Origin of the sequence: Cupriavidus sp. SK-4 (assembly GCF_000611125.1) — a bacterium.
Lineage (GTDB): Bacteria > Pseudomonadota > Gammaproteobacteria > Burkholderiales > Burkholderiaceae > Cupriavidus > Cupriavidus necator.
The window spans coordinates 1,225-22,427 of sequence record NZ_JFJW01000155.1 but is presented as its reverse complement, the minus strand read 5'-3'; the positions used below and the strand labels follow the sequence as shown (position 1 = coordinate 22,427).

Genomic DNA, 21,203 nt, shown 5'->3' with positions numbered 1-21,203 from the left:
CGCGCGCGGCCGCCCGCAGCACCCCGGCCGGCTCAACGAGACCTGCCATATGGTGTTCAAGGACGCGCAACGCAGCTGGCGGCGCGCGCGCACCGACATCGCCGCGCTGCTCAAGGCCGACCTGTTCCGCGAAGGCGTGGACGGCGAGGCCGTGGAGTGGGCCTGCGCGCGGCTGCACGCCAGCGGCAAGGCGCGCCGCATCCTGGTGGTGGTGTCCGACGGCAGCCCCATGGATACCGCGACCGGGCAGGCCAATGACGCCTGCTACCTCGACAACCACCTGAAGGCGGTGGTGGCGCGGCATGAGGCGCTGCGGGATGTGGAAGTGCTGGGGCTGGGGGTAGGGCTGGACTTAAGCCCCTACTACCGGCACACGCTGGCGCTGGACCTGTCGCAGCCGGTGGATATGGCGATGCTGGATGAGGTGGCGGGGCTGGTGGGGGCGAGGCGGCGGTAGCGGCAAGACTGGCGTTCGGAAACGCTGGCGGCGTTCGCGTTATGCGTACACGGCCAGGAAATCGTACAGGCGCGAAGGCGCACTCTCCTCAGCGCCCGCTCAACCGCGCATCGTCTCCCTGGGCTGCCATGACACCGCGATATCCCCATCGATAAAAGTCTGGCAGGCCAGCCGGAATCCCGTCGCCAGCTCCTCCTCGGTCAGCAGTTTCCTTTCCTTCGGCTTGACCGCGTCCGTATGCTCGTGGCCCTTTTCGATGCGGCATTTGCAGGTGCCGCACAGGCCGCCCCCGCACTTGAAAGGGATGCCGCCCTGCTCGCGCAGCGACACGCGCAGCAGATTGCTGTTGACGGGCGCGCTGACCGTCTTGCCGTGGTTGGTGAGGAAGGTGATCTGGATCATGGCGAAGATTGACTGAAGGTCAGGCGTTAGTAGTCAGGAGCGCCTGCCATGGCGAGCGGGGCGGGCACCAGGGCGATGTCCATGCTGCCGAAGCTGGCCAGCTCGCGCAGCGCGAAGCGGGCGGCTTCCAGCGTGGCGTACTTGTCGAGGAACTTGGTCGACACCAGGTTGACGATGCCGGGCGGCGATTCTTCCATCACCCGCACCTTGGTGTCGGCGGCCAGTTCCGCGATGACAAAGCGCGCGGTGCGCTTGCCATAGAAGACGTAGTCGTATGCCTCGACCGCGGTCATGCCCGCGGTGGGCTCGGTGTGGAACTGACCGGGGCGGCTGGTGAGAAGGACGAACATGTCAGGCATCCGCGCCGGCCGTGGCCACGATGGCAGGTGCCTGGGCGGGCAGGTCGTCCTGGGCCAGTTCGATGTCATGCTCGATCCAGAGCTGGCAGGCAAGCCGGTAGCCCTGTTCGAGCCGCTCGCCGAGCTGCTTCTTCTCTTTCCAGTTGGGCGGCGGCAGGTGTTCGGCGCCGGCGATCACGCGGCAGGCACATTTGGAGCACTTGCCCATGCCGCACTCGTAGCGCAGGTTGGGGTAGGGGAACTGGCGGATCCCGGCGCGGACGACCAGGTTGGTCTGGGGCTTGACCTCGTCGACGAAGGTCTGGCCCTGCTTGTGGAAAGTGACTGTCGGCATCGTGCGGTTCCTGCCGGGGTGGGGCGCCCACCCGGCGTCAAGAGAAGTCGGGGAAATCTGTCGGCCCAGGCGGCGCTTGCAGCTGCCTACGACCACAACACCATGGCGGCCACGGTGGAGCATGCCAGCCCGATCAGCACCGGGATCAGCAGCGCGCGCACCGCGTCCAGCACCGGCACGCGGGCGAAGCCGGCCACCGCAATCAGCGACGACCACGCCACCAGCGTGCCGCCGCCGGTCCAGACCGCGCCCATCTGGCCCACCGCGGCCAGTGTGGCCGGGTCGAAGCCGACCACCGGGCCGAGCGCGCCGGCCAGCGTGCCGGTCAGCGGCAGGCCTGCGAAACCGGAGCCGTCGATGCCGGTGATCATGCCGACCAGCAGCACCCCGAAGGCGACCAGCACGTGGTTGTCCGGAATCATGTGCTGGTAGGCCTGGATCAGTTCGAACAGCAGGCTCGGCGCCTTGCCCGGCGGCAGGCCCAGGATCTGCGCGGCGGTTTCGCCGGCGCCGACGAAGAAAAAGCCCGCGATCGGCAGCACCGAGCCCATCGCCTTGAAGGCGAAGACAAAGCCGTCGGTGATGTGCTCCGGGCACACGTCGAGCATGCGGCGCGGGCCTTCCGCGGCCAGCGTCGCCAGCATCATCAGCACCGCCGCGACGCCGCCGACCAGCGCAGCCGCATCGCCGCCCTTGAGGTCCTGCACGCCGGTACCCAGCTTGGGCAGCACCATGACGGCGACCACTGCGAGGAAAGCAATCGGCGTCACGATCGCGAAGCATTTCGACCACTTCACCCGGCGCCGGGCCACCATCGCCAGGCTTGCCTCGATATTGCTGTCGCTGGCCAGCGGCTCGACGTGGGCGGTGCCCCTGGCGATCTCGGCCTTGTCGAAGGTGCCGCCGCCTTCCAGCGCCTCGGCGCTGCCGCTGGCGCGCGCCTGCCAGCGGTCGAGCAGGGTGCCGCAGGCGGGGACGATATGCTTGCGCATCGACAGATAGGCCAGGCACAGCGCAATCGTGCCGGTGATGATCGACAGCGCCAGCGCGCGATCGGCCACCACCGCGGCGCTCACCGCCGCGCCGGCCGCCTTGGCGCTGATGCCGGGCGCGACGCCGATCACATAGTCCGATGACAGCGCCATGCCCTGGCCGGCGATGGCGATGGCCATCGCGCCCGCCAGCGGCGGCAGCCCCGCCGCGATAGCGGCCGGCAGCAGGATCGCGGAGACCAGCGGCACGGCCGGGGTTGGCCAGAAGAACAGCGAGATGACGTAAGTGATGCCCGCCAGGATAAAGAACGCCGAATGCCCGTTCTTCATCACCACGCGGAAGGGCTCGACCATGCGGATGTCGGAGCGCAGCGTCTTGAGCGCATTGAGCAGCGCCGTCATGAACGCGATCACCAGGAAGATATTGAACAGCTCCTTGGCGGCAACCAGGCTCGCGGAAAACACCCCGCCCAGCGCCGAAACCGGGCTGCCGGTAAGCGCAAACACGACCAGGGCGGTGCCGACGATGGAAGGGACGACAACATTGGCGCGCAGGATCATCGTCAGCACGATGACTGCTACCCCTGACAGATAGATCCAGTGCGCGGCACCGATCACGACTTGTTGTGACATGAAGACTCCCTGGGGGCGGAGGAGTTGTGGGGGCCCGGATTTCCTGTCAGCTTCGGAATCCGGTGTCGGTATACTATATTCCGATGCAATCTCGCGGCAACAGGTTTTTCATCCGGAATTACGCCTAGACCAGACTGGTGCGAGTTGCCCGAACGCCGCACATTTATTGGGCCTGCGACGGTATGAAGCGTCCTCTAAGTGGTGCGCGGACAGGGTGAGTGATTTGCCGGGCCGCCGCTGTAACATGTAGACTGTATACCGTAACGCGCGACTTCCTCGCGAAGTGCGAGCAATATGAGCAGGAGGCATGCCCGTATAAGGCCGTCCCTCCAACCCGCTTCGTACGCCCTCCAAGCTGCTGTCCCGACCTGCTGCCATGACCTCTGCCTTGCCCGCCACGTTGTACTCCCTGCTCCCCGCCGGCCTCTCCGTCTCCACTTATCTATGGATGGGTGCTCTCATCCTGGCGGGCGCTTGCCTGCAAGGCGTGGGCGGGATCGGCTTCGCGATGCTTTCGGCGCCGCTGGGCGCAATCTTTTTCCCGGACCTCGTGCCGGGACCGCTGCTGGCGATGGGCTGCTGTCTCTCTTTGATGGGCGCGCTGCGTGAGCGGGAGGCGATCGCGTGGCGCATCGCAGGCTTCGCCTTGATCGGGCGCGCACTCGGCGGGGCGGCAGCGGTGCTGACCATTGCGTGGCTGGCGCCGGGTCCGCTGGGGGTGCTGTTCTCGGTGTCGATACTCGCCGCCGTGGCGCTGAGCCTGCTGGGCTGGCGCCTGCTGCCGACCTCGCCCAATGTGGTCATCGCCGGCACCGTGTCGGGCTTCATGGGCACGATCACCTCGGCCGGTGCGCCGCCGTTCGCGCTGGTCATGCAGCACATGGCGCCGGCGCCGATGCGCGCGACGATGGGTTGCATCCTGTCTGGCGGCGCGGTGCTGTCGCTCTCCATGCTGGCGCTGGCGGGGCGCTTCGGTTTGCCGCAACTGGTGCTGGCGGCGGCCCTTGCGCCATTCCTGTTTGCGGGTTTCGCGCTGTCGAACCGGTTGCGCGGGCACGTCTCGCCCGGGGCGGTGCGCCGGCTGCTGCTGGGTCTTTGCGCAGCCGGGGCACTCGGTGTGCTCGGCCGCACCGCTTTTTCGTGACGCTCTGGCCCGCAGAGATCACTGTCTTTCCTGTCTCCATCCCAACCAGCGGAGTTCCCATGCAGCACATTACAGACGCGATGATCGATGCCCACGTCAGCCCGGAAGATGCCCGGCAAGTCATGGAAGCCGCTTTTTCCAGCTTCGGGCGCGGCGACGCCGCGATGCAGGAGCGCATTCGCACCGAGGCGGGCGGCGTCAAGCTGTCCACGCTGGGTGCGGTGATCCCGCAGCAGGGCGTGGCGGGCGCCAAGGTCTACACCACCATCAACGGCCAGTTCTCCTTTGTCATCCTGATCTTCTCGACCGACGACGGCCGTCCGCTCGCTTCGTTCGACGCTGGCGCCATCACGCGCCTGCGCACGGCTGCCTGCACCACGCTCGCGGCGCAGCGGCTGGCCCGGCCCGGCGCGCGCACGCTGGCGCTGTTCGGCGCCGGCACGCAGGGCGTGCAGCACGCGCGCCAGCTCACCGAGACGCTCGGGCTGGCGCGCATCCTGGTGTCCGATCCGCACGCCGATGCCGGCATGCCGGCGCGGCTGTCGGCGCTGTGCGGCATCCCGGTCACGCTGGCGCAGCCCGATGCTGCCGTGGCCGAGGCCGATATCGTCGTCACGGCGTCGCGCACGACCACGCCGCTGTTCGCGGGCGCGTCGCTCCGGCTTGGCGCTTTCGTCGCCGCCATCGGCTCCAGCCTGCCGCATACGCGTGAACTGGACGACACCGCGCTGCGCCGCGCTGCCGCCGTGGTGGTCGAGTGGCGCCCGCAGTCCGTGCGCGAGGCGGGCGACATCGTGCTGGCCGATCCGCAGGCCCTTCCGTACGAGAAGATCATCGAACTGGGAGACGTGGTCCTGGGCAAGGCGTCGCCGCGCCAGCGGGACGACGACATCGTGATCTACAAGTCAGTCGGCGTGGGACTGGAGGACGTGGCGCTGGCGGGCTTCGCCTGGTCCCGCATCGCTGGCGTGGCGGGGCGTCGCGCCGCCTGATCCCCATGGCCCGCTCCAGCGCCGGGTAAACACTTACGTGATTAGTCAACGGAGCCCTTGTCGTCGCTGACTGATTGTATATAGTATACAACCATGCAAGGGCTATTCGATTTACGAAGCGACCCCGGCATCCAACCCACTCAATCGCCCCACATCGCCAACCAGGAGCCTCCCGCCATGGCCGAACTGATGAACCGCGAAGCATTCCGTGCCGCCCTCGAAGAAGCCATCAAAGGCAAGAGCGCCAACAAGGCGCCGTTCAGCGTGGCCTGGGCCAGCGGCAAGCTGACCCGCGCCCATCTCGCACGCTGGGCCGAGAACCACTATCACTACGTCGGCCCGTTCGCGGATTACCTGGGCTACATCTACGCCCGCACCCCGGACCGCTATACCGAAGCCAAGGATTTCCTGCTCGCCAATATGTATGAGGAAGAGATCGGCGGCGACCGCCATACCGACCTGCTGATCCGCTTCGCCGAAGCCTGCGGCACCACCCGCGAGCGCGTGATTGACCCTGACAATATGTCGCCCACCACCCGCGGCCTGCAGAGCTGGTGCTACGCCGTGGCCATGCGTGAAGACCCCATCGTCGCGGTGGCCGGGCTGGTGGTCGGGCTGGAGTCGCAGGTGCCGTCGATCTACCGCAAGCAGACCCCGACGCTGCGCGACAAGTACCAGTTCACCGACGAGGAAGTCGAATTCTTCGACCTGCATATCGTCTCGGACGAGATCCACGGCGAGCGCGGCTACCAGATCGTGCTGGAGCACGCCAACACGCCGGAACTGCAGCAGCGCTGCCTGAAGATCTGCGAGATCGGCGCGCAGATGCGGCTGCTGTACACGACGGCGCTCTATCACGACTACGTCGAGAAAGAGTTGCCGCTGCCCGAACTCGACATGGCGGCCTGAGCGCCGCAGCGCAACCGGATCGACGATGACTGTATTCCTCAACCATATCGACGGCGAATGGGCGGCCTGCCAGTCGGGCCGCACCTTCGATAACGTCAACCCGGCCGATACCGCCGATATCGTGGGCCGCTTCCAGGCGTCTGCCGCGGTGGACGCGCAGGCGGCCGTCGCCGCGGCGGCGGCAGCGTTCGCCAGCTGGAAAAAGACCCCGGTCGGCAAGCGCGCCGCCATCCTCAACCGTGCCGCCGACCATCTCGAGGCCAACGCCGACAGCATTGCCGCCGAACTGACCCGCGAGGAAGGCAAGGCGCTGGCGCTGGCCCGCGATGAAGTTCTGCGCTCGGCCCAGACGCTGCGTTTCTACGCGGTGGAAGGGCAGACCTTCACCGGCGAGGTGTACCCGAACGACGACCCCGACCAGCTCGTCTATAGCCAGCGCGAGCCGCTGGGCGTCGTGACGGTGATCGCGCCGTGGAATTTCCCAGTATCGATCCCGGCCCGCAAGATCGCCCCCGCGCTGGTGACCGGCAACACGGTGGTGTTCAAGCCGTCGTCCGAGGCACCGCTGTCGGGCTATCGGCTGGCCGAGGCGCTGGTCAAGGCCGGCCTACCAAAGGGCGTGCTGAATTTCATCACCGGCAGCGCGGCGGAAATCGGCGCGGCCATCACCGAGGCGCCGGCCGTGCGGGCCATCTCGTTCACCGGCTCGTCGCGCGCCGGCGAGCAGATCCACCGCGCCGTGCCGCTGATCACGCGCACGCAGATGGAGCTGGGCGGCAAGAATCCGCTGATCGTGATGGAAGATGCCGACCTCGATCGCGCCGTCGACCTGACCATCAAGGGCGGCTTCTCGCTGTCGGGGCAGGCGTGCACCGGCACCAGCCGCGTGCTGGTGGCCGAGTCGGTCAAGGCGGCGTACACCGAACGCCTGCTGGCGAAGGTCGCCACGCTCAAGGTCGGCAGCGGCATGACGGCCGGGATGGACCTCGGGCCGCTGGCGTCGCACAAGCAGCTGGAAACGGTGCTGCGTTATATCGATATCGGCAAGTCCGAGGCGACGCTGCTGTGTGGCGGCGCGCGCCTTGCCGGCGGCGACTTCGACAAGGGCTACTACGTGGCGCCGACGGTGTTCACCGACGTGACGCAGCAGATGCGGATCGCGCGCGAGGAGATCTTCGGGCCGGTGATCGCCATCCTGGGCTTCGCCGACTACGCCGACGCCATCGCCAAGGCCAACGACACCGAGTACGGGCTGGCGGCGGCCATCGTCACCAGCAACCCGCGCTACATCCACCACTTCGCCACGGACATCGAGGCGGGCACGGTCAAGGTCAACCGCACCACCACCGGCAACCTGGTCAACGCGCCGTTCGGCGGCGTGAAGCGCTCAAGCACCTCGACCTTCCGCGAGTCGGGCCGCACCGGGCTGGAGTTCTATACGCAGGTCAAGACGGTCTACCGCGGCGCCTGAGCCCGGCCGTCACAAAGGAGTCAAAGAGACATGAAAAAGGCCATCAAGCTGGAACTGCGCGAGGCGCGCCATATGGTCGCCGCGGCGATCCGGCGCTCCGAGGAAATCGGCGTGCTGGAGTCGATCTGCGTGGTCGATGAGGGCGGCTACCCGCTCGCGCTCGAGCGCATGGACGGCGCCCGCATCACCGGGCCGCAGATCGCATGGAACAAGGCGTTCACGGCCGCGGGCCACAAGCGCTCCACGCACCTGTTCACCACGCCGCCCAACGGGCCGGCACTGCCGGGCAACGAGGCGTTCGGCATCCAGTGGAGCTTCGAGGGCAAGTTCGCCGCGTTCGTGGGCGGCTTCCCGATCGTGGTCAATGACGAGGTGATCGGCGGCATCGGCCTGTCGGGCGGCAACGGCGAGCAGGACACGCAGGCCGGGCTGGCCGCGCTGCAGGCGCTGGCCGAGCTGCTGGCGCCGCAGGACCTGAAGGTGTTGGTGCAGGCCGATATCAAGAAGTAGGAGGCGCCATGTCGTACCGCATCCAGATCGCCGAAACGCAGCAGGTCTTTTTTGTCGAACGCGGTGAGACCCTGCTGCAGGCTGCCGGGCGCGCCAGCATCGCCTTGCCCCACGACTGCCAGCTGGGTGGCTGCGGCACCTGCCGCATCCGGCTGCTTGACGGGCAGGTGCGGTATGACGAGGAACCGTTCGGCCTCGCACCGGACGAGGCCGCCGCCGGCTTTGCGCTGGCCTGCCAGGCGCAGCCGCTGGGCGACCTGGTCATCAGCATCGCGCGCGAAGACGAGGCGTGCGCCGAGCCGGCGCGTTATCGGGCGCTAGTGCAGGCGGTGCGGCCGTTGTCGGCTGACGTATTGCATATCGAACTGGAGGTGCCGGACACGGGCGCGCTCGACTACCGCCCAGGCCAGTACCTGAAGCTGCTGAGCGAGGACGGGCGCGCGCGCAGTTTCTCGATGGCCTCGGTGCCGCGCGACGGACGGGTCGACCTGCACGTGCGGCGCATCCCGGGCGGCGCCTTCACCGACGGCATCCTGCCGCAGATGAAAGCGGGCGACGCCGTTGACGTCGAACTGCCGCTCGGCAGCTTCTTCTACCGCGCCATGGATTACCGGCCACTGCTGATGTTGGCCACCGGCACCGGGCTGGCGCCGATCAAGGCCATCCTCGAATCGCTGATGGACGATCCCGACTGCCCGCCGGTGTCGCTCTACTGGGGCATGCGGAAGCCGGAAGACCTGTACCTGCACTCCGATATCCCCGCCTGGCGCGAGCGGCTGTATGACTTCCAGTACGTACCGGTGCTGTCCCGTGCCGGCGCAGGATGGCAAGGCCGGCGCGGTTACGTGCACGATGCGGCGCTGGCGGACCTGGGTGACCTGAGCGAGCACGCCATCTATTTGTGCGGTTCTCCCAATATGATCCGAGACGCGCGCGCCGCTTTCCTGGCGAGCGGCGCCAGTACGGATCACATTTATGCGGACAGCTTCACCTTCCAGCATTGTTAAGACATGGCGGTATACAGGGAGCGGCTGGTATACAATGACGCCAGCCTTTCCGCTTGCGCCTTTGCCGACCCATGTCTCTCACTCCATCTCCTGCCGCGCCTGCCGAGCCGCTGAGCCTCGGTGCCAGCCACTCGCCGCTGTTCGCCCTTGTCACCGACAAGCTGCGTGAAGGCATCCTGAACGGGAAGTACGCGCCAGGCGAACGGCTGGTGGAAAACAAGCTGTCGGCCGAACTGGGCGTGTCGCGCATCCCGGTGCGCGAAGCGCTGCGCGCGCTGGCCAGCGAAGGCCTGGTGGTGATCGAGCCGCGCCGCGGCGCAACCGTGGCCAGCCTGTCGCCAGTGATCGCGCGTGAGATGGTAGAGGTGCGCGCTACGCTGGAAGGGCTCAACGCCAAGCTCGCCGCGCAGCGCCGCGACCCGGCGCTGGTTGCTGAGCTAGAGACCGTGCTGCGCCAGGGCATGGATGCCGCCGCGCAGGGCCGCGCGGATGAGCTGCTCGCCCTCAATACCCGCTTCCATGAGGTGCTCGGCACCATAGCCGCCAACAGCGTGCTGCAGGAAATGATGCGTTCGCTGCGCGAGCGCACCGCGGTGCTGTTCGGCCCGGCCAACGTGGTTCGCGCCCGCCAGAACTGGGATGAACACGCCCAGATCCTGCAGGCAGTCATCGCCGGGGATGCCGACCTTGCCGCCTTGCTGGCCGCGCGCCATGTCTACAGTGCCGCCAAGGCGGCAGACTTGCCGGTGGACGGGCAGGGCAGGGCAGAGGCGGCCTGAGGGCGTCGGGCCCCGGTTTTTCCCCTCCCGTTTTCAGCATTTCGTTGCGTGCCCGGCAACTGGGCATTGCATGCGCCGCCATGGCGCATTGCACCAATTTAGGTATACTGTAGGCATTCCAGATCAATAGGGATTTACCATGCAGTCGCCTGAGCAACGCTATCTATCGCAACCCGTCGGCCAGCAACTGTTGCACCACTTTGCCGCGCGCAATGCCGTCCGCCATGCCACGCCGCTGCTGCCGCTGCGCCTGCGCGATATCGGCCGCTTCTTCCTGGCGCTGGGCGGCCGCGCCCCACGCCGTGGCCATTGCTGATCCAGCCTGACTGACCCGGCGGCGTCAGCACGCCGCCGTTGCCTCCTGGCAGGCGTTCTGCCCGCCGACCCTTCCCCCTCTACCCATTTCACCGCTGGCGTGCCTGAGCGCGCTCGCGCGTGACACTTTCGCTTGCGCTCCTTTAAATACGGAATATAGTATACCAACGCATTCGCAGTACTTCCCGAAGCCTGTCCTATACGCCCCCACCGCGCCGCTGCCGGCTCGGATAATGACAAGGAGTCGATGTGAACCTGTCCGACCGGGCTCCCGGCCGTTTTCCGCCGTTGTGGGAGGTGGCACAGCGGCTCGCCGCCGGCGAAGTCTCTGCGGTAGAACTGGTGGATTGCTGCGAAGCCGCGTGGCACGACTGGCACGGCATCATCAATGCGCTGGTGCTGTCAGATTTCGATGCCGCCCGCTCCGCGGCGCTGGAAAGCGACCGGCGGCGCCGGGCAGGGCAAGCGCGCGGCGTGCTCGATGGCGTGCCGTTCTCGGTCAAGGAATCGTTCGACGTCGCCGGCTGGCCGACCACTTGCGGCAATCCGGCCATGCAGGGCCGTGCGGCCCAGCGCGACGCCGCGGTAGTGCAGCGCCTGCGCGATGCCGGCGCCGTCCTGCTCGGCAAGACCAACATCCCGCTCGGCCTGCGTGACTGGCAAAGCTACAACGCCATCTACGGCACCACCCGCAATCCGCACGATCCGTCGCGCACGCCGGGCGGCTCGTCCGGCGGCAGCGCGGCGGCGGTGTGCGCCGGCCTGTCGTATTTCGATGTGGGCTCCGATATCGGCTCCTCGCTGCGCAATCCGGCTCACTACTGCGGCATCTTCTCGCTCAAGCCCAGCCATGGCCTGGTGCCGCTGGCAGGCCACGGGGTGGGTCCGGCGCGCTTCGGCGAACAGGACATCAATGTCGCCGGCCCCTTGGCCCGCAGCGCGCGCGACCTGGAACCGGTGTTGCGCACCATTGCCGGCCCGCACGGCGACGAGGCGCTGCCCTACCGCCTTGATCTGCCAGAGTGTCCGCACCGACGGCTGGCCGACTTCCGCGTCGCGGTGTTGCCCACCCATGCGCAGGCTGAAGCCGACGGCGAGGTCGCCGCGCAGATCGAAAAACTGGGCCACTGGCTGGCCGGGCAGGGCGCGCGCGTGGACTGGCATGTGCGGCCGGACTTCGATGCGGCCGAACTGTGGCATGTCTACGTGACGCTGCTGCGCGCGACCACCGCGGTGCACATGGACGATGCGGCCTATGCCGATGCGTTGAACCGCACCGCCACAGCCGCCGCGGACGACCATGCCTACGCCACCCTCCAGTACACCGGCGCGACCCTGCGCCATCGCGACTGGCTGCGCCTGCAGGTGCCCCGCGAACGCTTTGCCACCGCGTGGCGGCGCTTCTTCTCCACCTATGACGTGCTGCTGTGCCCGGCCGCAGCCACCACGGCCTTCGTGCTGGACGAGGCCGGCGAGCCCTGGCAACGGAGCCTCACCGTCAACGGCTGCGCGCAGCCGATGACCACGCAGTTGTTCTGGGCCGGCCATTCCGGGCTGTGCGGGCTGCCTTCGGCGGTCGCGCCGATCGGCCCCGGCACCAGTGGCCTGCCGGTCGGCGTGCAGATTGTCGCCGGCCGCTACCGGGATCTCACCGCGCTGCGCTTTGCCAGCCTGCTGGAAGACGCGGGCCACGCTTTCCGGCCGCCGCCGCGGCCGTCAGTCCTGCCGGCGGACCGCAACAACTAAGCCACCACACCACCACACACACCACAGGGAGGGATCATGTTCGACTGGTTCCGTGATTTGTCGCGCATGGAGCGCAAGGGCTTTTATGGCGCGTTCCTGGGGCATGCGGTCGATGTCTTCGACTTCATGATTTATTCGTTCCTCATCTCCACGCTGCTGGGGCAGTGGGGCATGAGCAAGTCGACAGCGGGCGCCATCGTCACCTGGACGCTGGTGTCGTCGTTGGTTGGTGCGATCGGGGCCGGCATCCTGGCCGACCGCTACGGGCGCGTGCGGGTGCTGCGCTGGACCATCGTGGTGTTCGCGGGGGCCTGCTTCCTGTGCGGGCTGGCGCAATCGCCGGAGCAGCTGATGCTGTTCCGCATGATCCAGGGCCTGGGGTTTGGCGGGGAGTCGTCGCTGTGCATGGTGCTGGTGACGGAGATGATCCGCAACCCGGCCCATCGCGGCAAATACTCGGGCTTTACCGCCAGCAGCTATTCCTTCGGCTGGGGCGCGGCCGCCATCGTGTACGCGATCGCATTCAGCGTGCTGCCGGCGGAGACGGCGTGGCGGGTCTGCTTCTTCCTCGGCATCCTGCCGGCGCTGGTGGTGATCTACCTGCGCCGCAACCTGGAAGAGCCGGAAATCTTCCTGAAGAGCCGGGCCGCCGGCCGGCAGGGGACGGCGCTGGCAGGCCTGGGCCGGCTGTTCCGTGGGCCGCTGCTGTCCAAGACCTTGCTGTGCAGCCTGCTCTCGGGCGGGATGCTGGGCGCGTACTACGCCATTGCCACGTGGTTGCCGACCTTCCTCAAGACCGAGCGTGGCCTGTCGGTGTTCGGCACCAGCTCTTACCTGGCGGTCACCATCATCGGCTCACTGATCGGCTACGTGGCGGGCGCCTATGCCACTGACCGCTGGGGCCGGCGGCTGACCTACATCGCCTTCGCGGTCGGGGCGTTCGTGGCCGCGCTGGTCTATATGGTGATCCCGGTGTCGAATACGTCGATGCTGTTCCTTGGCTTCCCGCTCGGCATCCTGATGCAGGGCGTGTTCGCGGGAATCGGCGCGACCATCTCCGAGTCTTATCCCAACGATATCCGGGCAACGGGGTATGGCGTTTCGTATAACGCCGGCCGGGTCATCGGCTCGCTGTTCCCGCTGTCGGTGGGGTGGCTGAGTACGGGGCGCACCTCGCTGCCGATCGCGATCGCCATCGTGGCGGGAGTCGGCTACGCGATGGTGGTGGTCGCCGCGGTGCTGCTGCCCGAGACCACCGGCATGGACCTGGGGCAGGCGGGCGGCGGCGGGGAGAAGGAAGAGACCGCGCCGCTGGCGCAGCCCGCAGGGTCAATCGCCTGAGGCCGGTCCCGGTTCTAAGGGCGCGCCGCGCGCCCTTAGAGTACCCACGCCGAAATCGCCGGCAGCATCAGGCTGGCCCCGATCCCGATCAACACCCCGAACGCCACCCTGCGCGTCGTGGCCGGCGAGAACGGCGGCGGAAAGCGCCGCCCCAGCAGCGTGGCGATCACCACCACCGGCACGGCGATGGCTGCCTGCACGCACACGGCGGCATCGAGCTGCCCCTGCCAGGCCGAGAACAACGTGCGCACGGTGGAGGTCACGGTAAAGACCACGATCAGCGCGCAACGGATTTCAACCGGCTTCATCGGCTGCCGGTAGAACTGGAAAATCAGCGGCGGGCCGGAGACACCGAACATGCCGCTCAGCAGTCCGCCGAATACCCCGCTGACAAAGAAGGTGCCGTCGCCGGAGCGTTGCGCCAGCGGCGCGGGCTTGAGCGCGGCGCTGAGGCCGCCATACAGGATCACGGCGCCCAGCAGCAGTTGCAGCAGGGTGGCTGCGCTGGAACTCAGGTACTCCAGCACCAGCACGCCGACCACTACCGACGGCAGGATGCCGATGGCCGCCGCGGCGACGGCGCGCCAGTCGATATGCTGCAGCTTGCCTGGCAGGGCGCAGGCGCTGTTGGCCAGCGTGACCAGGCTGACCACCGCGGCTACGGTGGCCACGGGGGCCAGCCCCAGCCCGCTGGTGACGCCCATCACGATCATGCCAAGGCCAAAGCCGGTCACCGTCTGGAAATAGGTGCCGGCGCCGAGCAGGGCCTGCAGGCCCAGCAGCGGCAACAACAGTTCTGCTTTCATGCCACCGCCTGCTCGCCCTTGCTGGCCTGTTCCGCGGTGGCTTGCGCCTGGACCACGGTGACGGCGATGACATGGAATACATCGTCGGCGCTGCAGCCGCGCGACAGGTCGTTGGCGGGCTTGTTCAGCCCCTGCAGCATCGGCCCGATGGCCTTGGCGCCACCGACGCGCTCGGCCAGCTTGTAGCCGATATTGCCGGCTTCCAGGCTGGGGAACACCAGCACGTTGGCGTGGCCGTTCACCTGCGAATGCGCGACCTTGCGCGCGGCGATCTCGGCGACGATGGCGGCATCGAGCTGCACGTCGCCATCGATGGCCAGGCCCGGGCGTTGCGCGCGCACGCGCTCGGTGGCGGCCACCACCTTGTCCACGGCCGCATGGCTGGCGCTGCCGCTGGTCGAGAACGACAGCATGGCCACGCGTGGCTCTTCCATCAGCAACGTGCGTGCGCTGTCGGCCGCGGCCATGGCGATATCGGCAAGCGCATCGGCATCCGGATCCACCACCAGCCCGCAGTCGGAGAAGATCAGCCCGCCCTTGAGCGTGTGGAACGGCTCGCACAGCATCATCAGGAAGAAGCTCGACACCAGCCGGAAGCCGGGTGCGAGCCCGATCAGCTGGATCGCGTTGCGCACTACGTCGGCGGTGGTGTGGTCGGCGCCCGCCACCGATCCGTCGGCGTGGCCGAGGCGCACCATCAGGTTGGCGAAGCAGAGCGGATCGAGCACGGCGCGCTTCGCTTCATCGAGCGTCATGCCTTTCTTCTGGCGCAGCGCGAAGAGCTGCTGCGCGAACGAGGGCGCGAGCGCCGAGGTGGCCGGGTCGACCAGCGTCATGCCGTCCAGCCCGATACCGTGGATGGCCGCGGCGGCGTTGATCTGACGCGTGTTGCCGACCAGCACGATGCGCGCGATGCCTTCCTGCGTGGCGCGCTGCGCGGCCTGCAGGATGCGCGGGTCTTCCGCCTCGCACAGCACGATGCGGCGAGGCGCGGCGCGGGCGCGGTCGATGATGCGGAGGATGGCTTTCATGGTCGGATGGTTTCAGAAACGGAAAAAAGGGCCGGAGCCCTTGTCATGCTTGCGGTTTGCTCCCTCTCCCGCGTGCGGGAGAGGGAGCAAACCGATTGCAAGCGAGGCGCCTGTACAGGCTCAGACTCAGACGTAGTCCTTGTACTTGTCCAGGTAACGCACCGGCTTGGCCAGCGCATCGCGGCGGAACGGATCCCCCAACTCACGCGTGCACATGATCTCGATGATCGTGGTCTTGCCATGATTCATCTGCAGGTCGATGGCACGCTTGAGCGCCGGGCCGACATCTTCCAGCCGATCCACCACGATGCCTTCCGCGCCCATCGCCTTGGCGATGTCGGCAAAGCTCTGGTTGTCCAGCTCGCCCGCGACGAAGCGGCGGTTGTAGAAGTCCACCTGGTTCTTCTTCTCCGCGCCCCACTGGCGGTTGTGGAACACCACCGCGGTCACCGGGATGTTGTGGCGCACGCAGGTCATGGTTTCCATCAGGCTCATGCCCCAGGCGCCGTCACCGGCGTACGACACGGCCGGGCGGTGCGGTGCCGCGACCTTGGCGCCGATGATGGTCGGGAAGGCGTAGCCGCAGTTGCCCCAGCTCATCGCCGCGAAGAAGCTGCGCGGCTTCTCGAAGCGCAGGTAGCTGTTGGCCACCGAGTTGATGTTGCCGATGTCGGTGGACACCATCACATCTTCCGGCATGGCCTTTTCCAGCTCGCGCAGCACCTGGCGCGGATGCAGGTACTGGCCGCCGGTGGGCGTGCGCTCCTGCTTCTGCTCTTCGATCATGTCCAGGCTGTACGGGTCGCGCTCGTGGGTCCAGTCGTCCAGCTCCTTCTCCCACGCGGCCTTTTCGTTGGCGATATCGGTGGCGCGGGCGTCGCGGGTGGCGTCGCAGGCGAGCGTGCGGCCGGCCAGGCGCTGGCTCAGCGCGACCGCGGCGGCCTTGGCGTCGCCGCAGATGCCGACCGAGATCTTCTTCACCAGGCCCAGCATCTTGTGGTCGGCGTCGATCTGGATGATCTTGGCGTTCTTCGGCCAGTAGTCCATGCCGTGCTGCGGCAGGGTGCCGAACGGCCCCAGGCGCGAGCCCAGCGCGATCACCACGTCGGCGCGCGAGATCAGCTTCATCGCTGCCTTCGAGCCCTGGTAGCCCAGCGGGCCGCACCACAGCGGGTGGCTGGCGGGGAACGAGTCGTTGTGCAGGTAGCTGTTGACCACCGGCGCGCCCAGGCGCTCGGCCAGGGCCTTGCACTCTTCGATCGCATCGGCCATCACCACGCCGCCGCCCGAGATGATCACCGGGAACTTGGCGTTGGCCAGCAACTCGGCCGCATCGTTCAGGCTCTGCTCGCCGCCGGGGCCGCGGTCGAGGCGGCGCGGCTGCGGGATCTCGACGTTGACCTTGCCGTAGAAGTGGTCGCGCGGGATGTTCAGCTGGGTCGGGCCCATTTCCGCGGTGGCGCGGTCGAAGCAGCGCGCGGTGAACTCGGCCATGCGCGCCGGGTTGGTGACATGGCCCTGGTACTTGGTGAACTCCTGGAACATCGGCAGCTGGTTGGCTTCCTGGAAGCCGCCCAGGCCAATGCCCATGGTGCCGGCCTCGGGCGTGACGATCACCACCGGGCTGTGGGCCCAGTAGGCAGCGGCGATCGAGGTCACGCAGTTGGAGATGCCGGGGCCGTTCTGGCCGATCACCACGCCGTGGCGGCCCGACACGCGGGCGTAGCCATCGGCCATGTGGCCGGCGCCTTGTTCGTGCACCACCGGGATCAGGCGGATGCCCGCCGGCGCGAAGATGTCCATCGCATCCATGAAGGCCGAGCCCATGATGCCGAACATGTCGGTCACGCCATTGGCGGCCAGCGTTTCAACGAAGGCTTCCGACGGGGTCATGGTCTGCGGGCCGGCCGGGACCTGGCTCTCCTTCGCGGCGGCCGAGCCACCGGAAACGGCGGGATTCGAGGTGGTATCGAGGTCGCGCATGGCGTTGTCTCCTGATGAGGGTCTTATAAAGTGGAACGGGACGTTCCGGAAAATTGCTTGTTGGGGGAAATGTAGGCGGAAGACTCCGATTGGTCAATAGGAAGTTTTGATTTATGGAATGAAATAAATGAAAAAATGAGACAAAAATCCGATTTGGGTGTCGTAAACGCCATTTATCGGGCGTTGATACGCGCTGCGAGGACGGGGAGATCGGGGGTGCGCCCGGGCCGGGCAGGCAAGCAGGACGCCGGTGAGAGATCACCGGCGCTGGCGAATATGGCGGGAAGTGTGAAGAGCCCGCCGCCTCAGGGACGCGGCGAGGAAGTGCGAGCTGGTGCGCTCAGCAGGGCGCGGTTTGACTGGGCTGCGTGCTGGCGGGACGGGGCCGTGTCAGCGTACCGACAGCGCTTCCAGCACTGGCAGGTTGCCCTCGCCGAAGCCCTGATGCCCGTCGCGCTGGACGATCTCGAAGAAGAACTCGCCCGCCTCGCGCCTCACGAACGCCTGCAGGAAGCGCTCCTGCGTGCGATCGGCACGCATGGCGCCGTCGGCCAGGATGCCGTAGCGCTGCAGCGCGGCCAGGTCCAGGCCATGGCCGGGCAGGCGCGTGTCGACGGAGTCGTAGTAGGCTGCCGGCGGCTGCACAAACTGCACGCCGTTGCCGGCCAGCGCAGCAGTGCTGGCGAGTATGTCGGCGCTGGCCAGCGCAATATGCTGGATGCCCTCGCCGTGCTGGTCCGACAGGTAGTGGCGCATCTGGTCATGGCGCGTCGTTCCCTTCTCGTACAGCGGAATGCGAATGCGCCCGCACGGCGACACCAGCGCGTGCGCCCCGCTGGCTGGCTGGAGCTCGCGGAAGCCCAGCACCTTGCGGTAGAAGTCCAGCCATTCCTCTAGATGGCCTTGCTCCACGGCCTGGGTCAGGTGGTCGACGCGCAGCAGCCCCGCGTCCGGCGCATTGTCGGGCTGCGGCAACGGGCGAAAATCGACGTCGTAGATCGAGATATCGCCCACGTCGCCTGGCCGGCCTTCCTTGCCGCGCCAGCGGTCGATGAAGTAGAGGATCGACTGGCCGATGCCCTGGATGGCGGGGATATTGAGCTCCATCGGCCCCACCGTGCCGCCCTCGAAGGGCCATGCGCCAGCTTCCAGCGCGCGGGCAAAGGCGGCCGCGGCATCGTTCACGCGGATGCCGATGGCGCAGATCGACAGGCCGTACTCGCTGGCATAGCGCGTCGCGAACGAATCCGGCTCGGCATCGACGATGAAATTCATCTCGCCCTGCCGGTACAGCTTCACGGCCTTGTGGCGGTGGCGGGCGATGGCGGCAAAACCGAAGCGTTCAAGGGTGCGGCCCAGCGCGGCCGGGTCGGGCGAGGCAAATTCGATGAACTCGTAGCCCTGGATCCCGAGCGGGTTGTCCCACGTCTGGAAATCGTCGGCGCGCGGGGAAGAGACGTCTGCGGCGCTCATTGTCGTTGCTCCTGTTGGGTGGCGATGGGGGGCGGTGCCGGGCCATTGCGGCGACGATCGGATCATAGCAACGCGCCCTCGCCGGGCCGCGCCTGGACGGCGCATCGCAGCACCTCGTAGAAACCCGAACTGCGCGCCTTGATCGCGCATATGCGTTCACTGATCGCGCAATATGGCGTAAAGGACGCTTGGCTGGCGGGCAGCCGGCCACTAATCTCCGGTCATCGAAACGCACCCGGGCCGGCCGCCAGGCTCGCCAACACCATGATCAACGGCAAGACCACGCTTATCCCGCACCTTGGCTATCCCACGGAGTCGTTCAAGGCGCCGATGATCTACAACCCCTGGTTCGCGCAGCAGGGCATCGATGCGGTGGTGGTGCCGATGGGCGTCAAGCCCGACGACTATGCCGAAGTGTTCCGCTCCCTGTTCCGGCTGACCAATATCCGCGGCGCGCTCGTGACCATGCCGCACAAGGTCGCTACGCTGGAACTGGTGCACGAGCTCACGCCGGCCGCCCGCATCGCCGGTGCGTGCAACGCCGTGCTGCGGCGCGACGACGGCACGCTGGTCGGCGACCAGTTCGATGGCGCCGGCTTCGTGCGCGGCATCGTGCGCAAGGGCTGCCGGCCGGAAGGCGCGCGCGCCATCGTCTCCGGCAGCGGTGGCGTGGGCAGCGCGATCGCCGCCTCGCTGGCCGAAGCCGGCGTGGCGGAACTGGCGCTGTTCGATGCCCGCGAAGGCGCCGCGCGTGCGCTGGCCCGCCGCCTGGCCGAGCATTACCCGGCGCTGCGCGTGAGCACCGGATCGGACGATCCGCAAGGCTTCGACGTGGTGGTCAACGCGACCCCGCTGGGCATGCACCCAGGCGACCCGCTGCCGTTCGACGTCACGCGCATTGCCCCCGGCGCGATGGTCGGCGAGGTGGTGATGAAGCACGAATACACCCCCTTCCTTGAAGCCGCGCTGGCCCGCGGCTGCAAGGTCCAGGTGGGCACCGACATGCTGTTCGAGATGATTCCGGCCTACCTGGAGTTCTTTGGCTATGGCACGGCCACACCTGAAGCGCTGCGCGCGGTTGCGCAGATCCGGTATTGAGGGCAGGGCGCATGCCCTGACCGACTGCCGAGCGGATGCCATCCCATAAAGGCACGCCGGCAAGCATTTCCAATCCAACGGTGGAGACAGACAAGATGACCACGACTCACAAGGAGTTGCCGGCTGCTGCGGCACCCGGCAACTCGCTCGGCGACAAGATCCGCGCCGCCTTTGTCTTCGGCAAGGTGCGCTGGGGCATGCTGGCGCTGGTGTTCTTCGCGACTACGCTGAACTACATCGACCGTGCCGCGCTTGGCGTGCTGCAGCCGGTGCTGGCCAAGGCCATGGCCTGGACCGCGCAGGATTACGCCAATATCAACTTCTGGTTCCAGGTGGGCTACGCCATCGGCTTTGCGCTGCAGGGGCGGTTCATCGACATGGTCGGTGTCAAGCGCGCGTTTGCGCTGGCGGTGCTGCTGTGGAGCATCGCGTGTGGTGCCCATGCCTTTGCCGCGTCCGCGGTCGGCTTCATGATCTGCCGCTTCTTCCTTGGCTTGTCGGAGGCGGCCAACTACCCCGCCTGCGTCAAGACCACGCGCATCTGGTTCCCGGCGAGCGAGCGCGCCATTGCCACCGGCATCTTCAATGCCGGCACCAATGTCGGCGCCATGCTCACGCCGATCATGCTGCCGCTGATCCTGCAGGCCTGGGGCTGGCAGGCGGCCTTTATTGTCATCGCCTCGCTGGGTGCGATCTGGCTGGCGTTTTGGTATGCCCGCTACCACAACCCGGAACAGCACCCGACCGTCAGCGCCACCGAACTGGCCCACATCACGCAAGACGTCGAACCGCCGCCGCACCGCATCCGCTATTCGCAAATCCTGCGCATGCGCGGCACCTGGGCCTTTGCCCTGGCCTACGCCATCACCGCGCCGGTGTTCTGGTTCTACCTGTACTGGCTGCCGCCGTTCCTGAACCAGCAGTACCAGCTCGGCATCAGCGTCACGCAGATGGGCCTGCCGTTGATCGTGATCTACCTGGCGGCCGACGTGGGCAGCGTGGGCGGCGGCGCGCTGTCGTCGTGGCTGATCAGCCGCGGCATGCCGGCGGTGCGAGCGCGCCTGCTGTCGATGCTGGTGTTTGCCGCATGCATCATTTCGGTGGTGATGGCCGCCGGCGCCAGCAGCCTGTGGATGGCCGTGGCCGCGATCTCTATCGCCATCGGCGCGCACCAGGCGTGGACCGCCAATATCTGGAGCATGGTGATGGACTACACGCCCAAGCATGTGGTCAGCTCGGTGTTCGGCTTCGGCGGGATGATCGGAGCCATCGGCGGCATGTTCATGACGCAGCTGGTCGGCTACGTACTGACATCGACGCACAACAACTATGCGGTGCTGTTCACGATGATCCCCTGCGCCTACTTCATCGCGCTCACCTGGCTGTTCTTCCTGGCCCCGCGCAAGGTGCCGGAAGTCGCC

At 67.3% G+C, this 21,203-nt stretch carries 20 protein-coding genes and 1 pseudogene; 13 read left to right on the top strand and 8 right to left on the bottom strand.

What is annotated here, in order from left to right; translation table 11 throughout:
- Window positions 1–457, top strand: a pseudogene (locus CF68_RS30890) (cobalt chelatase); the annotation flags it as partial.
- Between the two features lie 99 nt (window positions 458–556).
- Here CF68_RS30890 and CF68_RS30885 read toward each other — a convergent pair.
- The 4 genes from CF68_RS30885 to CF68_RS30870 all read right to left on the bottom strand — a co-directional run bounded on the left by CF68_RS30885 (window position 557) and on the right by CF68_RS30870 (window position 3,177).
- Window positions 557–859 (bottom strand): 2Fe-2S iron-sulfur cluster-binding protein, encoded by a 303-nt coding sequence (locus CF68_RS30885; protein ID WP_035826504.1) that lies wholly within the window; start codon window positions 857–859, stop codon window positions 557–559.
- 26 nt (window positions 860–885) lie between these two features.
- Window positions 886–1,209 carry a hypothetical protein gene (locus CF68_RS30880; protein ID WP_035826502.1) on the bottom strand — a complete coding sequence of 108 codons (324 nt, stop codon included), beginning with the start codon at window positions 1,207–1,209 and terminating at the stop codon, window positions 886–888.
- A 1-nt stretch (window position 1,210) separates the two neighbouring features.
- Entirely contained in the window at window positions 1,211–1,552 is a 342-nt protein-coding gene (locus CF68_RS30875; RefSeq protein ID WP_035826499.1) for a 2Fe-2S iron-sulfur cluster-binding protein, read from the bottom strand.
- An 86-nt stretch (window positions 1,553–1,638) separates the two neighbouring features.
- Window positions 1,639–3,177, bottom strand: a complete 1,539-nt coding sequence (locus CF68_RS30870) for a hypothetical protein (protein ID WP_035826497.1) — start codon at window positions 3,175–3,177, stop codon at window positions 1,639–1,641.
- A 448-nt stretch (window positions 3,178–3,625) separates the two neighbouring features.
- On the opposite strand from CF68_RS30870, the gene CF68_RS30865 reads away from it, so the two are divergent.
- The 10 genes from CF68_RS30865 to CF68_RS30820 all read left to right on the top strand — a co-directional run bounded on the left by CF68_RS30865 (window position 3,626) and on the right by CF68_RS30820 (window position 13,391).
- Complete coding sequence (locus CF68_RS30865; protein ID WP_035826495.1) at window positions 3,626–4,321, top strand: sulfite exporter TauE/SafE family protein; 696 nt, start codon at window positions 3,626–3,628, stop codon at window positions 4,319–4,321.
- A 59-nt stretch (window positions 4,322–4,380) separates the two neighbouring features.
- Window positions 4,381–5,313 carry an ornithine cyclodeaminase family protein gene (locus tag CF68_RS30860; RefSeq protein WP_035826491.1) on the top strand — a complete coding sequence of 311 codons (933 nt, stop codon included), beginning with the start codon at window positions 4,381–4,383 and terminating at the stop codon, window positions 5,311–5,313.
- 177 nt (window positions 5,314–5,490) lie between these two features.
- Complete coding sequence (locus CF68_RS30855; RefSeq protein WP_010810360.1) at window positions 5,491–6,222, top strand: TenA family transcriptional regulator; 732 nt, start codon at window positions 5,491–5,493, stop codon at window positions 6,220–6,222.
- A 25-nt stretch (window positions 6,223–6,247) separates the two neighbouring features.
- Window positions 6,248–7,693, top strand: coding sequence for an aldehyde dehydrogenase family protein (locus CF68_RS30850; RefSeq protein WP_035826489.1), 1,446 nt, complete (start codon window positions 6,248–6,250; stop codon window positions 7,691–7,693).
- A 30-nt stretch (window positions 7,694–7,723) separates the two neighbouring features.
- Entirely contained in the window at window positions 7,724–8,203 is a 480-nt protein-coding gene (locus CF68_RS30845; protein ID WP_013953475.1) for a heme-binding protein, read from the top strand.
- An 8-nt stretch (window positions 8,204–8,211) separates the two neighbouring features.
- A complete protein-coding gene (locus tag CF68_RS30840) occupies window positions 8,212–9,210 on the top strand; it encodes a 2Fe-2S iron-sulfur cluster-binding protein (RefSeq protein ID WP_035826487.1) in 999 nt (332 codons plus the stop codon).
- A gap of 71 nt (window positions 9,211–9,281) precedes the next feature.
- Entirely contained in the window at window positions 9,282–9,989 is a 708-nt protein-coding gene (locus CF68_RS30835; RefSeq protein WP_022539212.1) for a GntR family transcriptional regulator, read from the top strand.
- Window positions 9,990–10,128: 139 nt separating this feature from the next.
- Window positions 10,129–10,305 (top strand): hypothetical protein, encoded by a 177-nt coding sequence (locus CF68_RS37825; protein ID WP_010810355.1) that lies wholly within the window; start codon window positions 10,129–10,131, stop codon window positions 10,303–10,305.
- A gap of 248 nt (window positions 10,306–10,553) precedes the next feature.
- Window positions 10,554–12,050, top strand: coding sequence for an amidase (locus CF68_RS30825; protein ID WP_035826482.1), 1,497 nt, complete (start codon window positions 10,554–10,556; stop codon window positions 12,048–12,050).
- A 36-nt stretch (window positions 12,051–12,086) separates the two neighbouring features.
- Window positions 12,087–13,391 (top strand): MFS transporter, encoded by a 1,305-nt coding sequence (locus CF68_RS30820; RefSeq protein WP_035826479.1) that lies wholly within the window; start codon window positions 12,087–12,089, stop codon window positions 13,389–13,391.
- 35 nt (window positions 13,392–13,426) lie between these two features.
- On the opposite strand, the gene CF68_RS30815 is transcribed toward CF68_RS30820, so the two are convergent.
- From CF68_RS30815 to CF68_RS30800, 4 genes are all read right to left on the bottom strand, one after another.
- Window positions 13,427–14,197 (bottom strand): sulfite exporter TauE/SafE family protein, encoded by a 771-nt coding sequence (locus CF68_RS30815; RefSeq protein WP_035826476.1) that lies wholly within the window; start codon window positions 14,195–14,197, stop codon window positions 13,427–13,429.
- Window positions 14,194–15,228 carry a phosphate acetyltransferase gene (pta, locus tag CF68_RS30810; RefSeq protein WP_035826474.1) on the bottom strand — a complete coding sequence of 345 codons (1,035 nt, stop codon included), beginning with the start codon at window positions 15,226–15,228 and terminating at the stop codon, window positions 14,194–14,196. Before pta ends, CF68_RS30815 begins: the two co-directional genes overlap by 4 nt.
- A 126-nt stretch (window positions 15,229–15,354) precedes the next feature.
- Entirely contained in the window at window positions 15,355–17,121 is a 1,767-nt protein-coding gene (xsc, locus tag CF68_RS30805) for a sulfoacetaldehyde acetyltransferase (protein WP_035826510.1), read from the bottom strand.
- 480 nt (window positions 17,122–17,601) lie between these two features.
- Complete coding sequence (locus CF68_RS30800; RefSeq protein WP_035826471.1) at window positions 17,602–18,684, bottom strand: 4-hydroxyphenylpyruvate dioxygenase family protein; 1,083 nt, start codon at window positions 18,682–18,684, stop codon at window positions 17,602–17,604.
- 264 nt (window positions 18,685–18,948) lie between these two features.
- On the opposite strand from CF68_RS30800, the gene CF68_RS30795 reads away from it, so the two are divergent.
- Both CF68_RS30795 and CF68_RS30790 read left to right on the top strand, forming a co-directional pair.
- The gene (locus CF68_RS30795) at window positions 18,949–19,782 is read left to right on the top strand and encodes a shikimate dehydrogenase (protein ID WP_035826469.1); all 834 of its coding nucleotides are present in this window, start codon (window positions 18,949–18,951) and stop codon (window positions 19,780–19,782) included.
- Window positions 19,783–19,877: 95 nt separating this feature from the next.
- Window positions 19,878–21,203 (top strand): MFS transporter (locus CF68_RS30790; protein ID WP_035826508.1); only part of this gene is annotated, 1,326 nt, incomplete at its 3' end.